The following is a 2,565-nucleotide window of genomic DNA, read 5'->3' as shown; positions in this document are numbered from 1 at the left end:
TTCGGATGTTGGCAAGTGGCCTTTTTTATGTACATAAATTAGCTGCCGTTTCCTACATTTCTAGTCTGCCATAAACATTCAAAGAGTCCTGCCTTGGACCAAGCCATGAATAATAAATACTGGCTTCAGCAAGTATTAAAACAATTAACAAACATTATTTCATAAAACCATTTCATAAAACCTGTTACTGGATATCTTGGAGTAGCGTAAACCATACGCCAAACAGAGCCGTCTTTTTTTATTGAACCACGCAATCTCATTCCTCCTAAGTAATTAATTTTTTAATTCCTTCATCTTTATTCTTCGTTGTTTCTGTCAGTAATTTACTGAACATCATTTTCGTTTTCAAAATACCTTTTAGGACAATACTCATTACTGCCATGTACATAAAATTGCCTATTGAAAAGGATTCTTCAATAATTTTACATATATCGTCTAATTAAAATGAGGGGGGGTTAAAATCCCTTGCTTTGTAAATGAAAATTTATGAATCTTCTCAGTAAGCTTTTAAGTCTATAACTTGCATTTTCTTGGCCAGAAATTGGACGGTCATCCAATAATAAATTTATTGAATATTAAAAATTATCAGGTAAAAAAGGTTGCCTTCACGGAAAATATTGGTTACTATATACTCAGAAGTTACATAGTGAATCACATGTTACTAATGCGATTAGGCATGTTGGTAAATGAGGGAATGTATCTATTCCTCAATTTCCACCATGCCTTTTTTTATGTATCACCTGTAAAACATTCATTTTAAAAGGAGGTGGATTCATTTAAGTAAGATTATTGACAACCAAGTGGATGACATAAACAGTAAATAGTCCATAACGATGGAGGAGTAATTATAGTGATGAAAAAAACTTATAATTTATTATTCAGTTTACTATTGATATTTAGTGTGATTCCTTTCTCTATTGCCTCGGCAGAAACCCCTGATGCCTCAAAGGACTTAAAAATACTAGTAAGTGAATTAATCTATTATTATGGACAAGATGCACGTACAGATGTCCAAAGGACTCTTGAACTGATTAATGAACAATCTCTGGAAGATTATAAGTTATGGAATTCGGTCATTGATTATTGGGATTGGATCGAGAATGATATGGAAGAAAATATAGATGTGGCTCCCGACGGTCTTCCAAAAGATAGTACGCATGCCTTTATTGTTTTAGGATTTGCTTTAAATAGCGACGGTACAATGACAGATGAATTAGTTGGTAGATTACAAGTTGCCCTAAATAGTGCAAACAAATACCCTAACTCTTATGTCTTAGTAACTGGTGGAGTAATGAAAAACGGTTGGACAGAAGGCGATCGAATGCGTGATTGGCTATTGGCTAACGGACTTCCGATAGAAAGAATCATTGTAGAAAACAAAAGTGCAAATACTGTTCAAAATGCATCGTTCAGCTATGATATTTTGTACAACGACTATAATATAAAAACCGCTTCTATTATAAGCAGCCAATATCATTTAAAAAGGGCAAGTATATTCTATTACACCATGTCACTTTTGAAAGCGAAAGAACTTGGCAAAGCTCCGATTGAGTTTTTAGGACAAGGTAATGCAGGCTGGTATCGAGCAGATAAAACAGAAGAACCAATGAGCCTAAAAGTCAGTGGAATGTCCTCCATTGCAGGTGTACCAAGAGCTAGCAATCTCCCTATCTCCAAACTGGAAGATTTGGCTATTGAAGGTGACTTAGAATACTACGTAGGTGAAGAATTAAATTTAACGGTTAATGCACAATATGATAGTCAGTATGTCCGTGACGTTACAGAACTTGCGGATATTACGGGATTCGACTCAAGTAAAGCCGGAGACCAAGAAATTGAAATCACTTATGAAGAAAAGGGCATAAAACTAACGAAAAATATCGTGGTTAGTGTTGAAGTAAACAAGTCTACACTAGAAAAAGCAGTTGCGGATGCCGAAAAAAAAGTAAAGTCTGACTACACAGGACGGAATTGGAAAGATTTCTCGAATGCACTAAGTCTTGCAAAGCAAGTATTAGCAAATAATGAAGCGACGCAAGACGAAGTAGATGCAGCACTCCATTCCTTAATGAAAGCAACAGAAAACCTTGTAAAAAAACCAATAGTAGTAGAAGTAGATAAATCCGCGCTGGAAAATGCAGTGACCGATGCTAATAAGAAACAAGCATCAAAATATACTGCTGCCAGCTGGACGGCCTTTAAAAAGGCCTTAGGATCAGCGAAAGCGGTACTTGCAAATCCAACTTCATCTCAAGCAGAAGTAGATACAGCTCTTAACGATTTAAATGTTGCCAGTTCCAAGTTAGTATTCGTTACGATTTCAAAGCCTCACAGGGAACGCATAAGCTACCAAATATAGCAGTAAATATGTATACGAACCTGTTAATTGGCTCATTGTTGGTTGAAGTTGGGAAAAGCGAATCTTGATGCATCAAGGTTATAATGAGAGTAAAATGAAAAAGGCTAAACCAAAAATTGGTTTAGCCTTTCAGTTTGTAGACAAAAGGGGTTCGGAATGCTCTCATTCCGAACCCCTTTTTGGATTTCATCGGATTTTTCAAAGGA

At 35.9% G+C, this 2,565-nt stretch carries 2 protein-coding genes; one reads left to right on the top strand and one right to left on the bottom strand.

Translation table 11 applies throughout. The features are described from left to right. Window positions 1–125 precede the first annotated feature (125 nt). A complete protein-coding gene (locus JJQ88_RS21620) occupies window positions 126–254 on the bottom strand; it encodes a hypothetical protein (RefSeq protein WP_282597743.1) in 129 nt (42 codons plus the stop codon). Window positions 255–853: 599 nt separating this feature from the next. Here JJQ88_RS21620 and JJQ88_RS20865 point away from each other — a divergent pair. Next, window positions 854–2,359, top strand: a complete 1,506-nt coding sequence (locus JJQ88_RS20865) for an ElyC/SanA/YdcF family protein (protein WP_210367967.1) — start codon at window positions 854–856, stop codon at window positions 2,357–2,359. Window positions 2,360–2,565 lie beyond the last annotated feature (206 nt).

Source organism: Bacillus sp. REN3 (assembly GCF_017912555.1).
GTDB lineage: Bacteria > Bacillota > Bacilli > Bacillales > Cytobacillaceae > Mesobacillus.
Note: the sequence above shows the minus strand (reverse complement) of the source record. Positions and strands in the feature narration are given on the sequence as shown.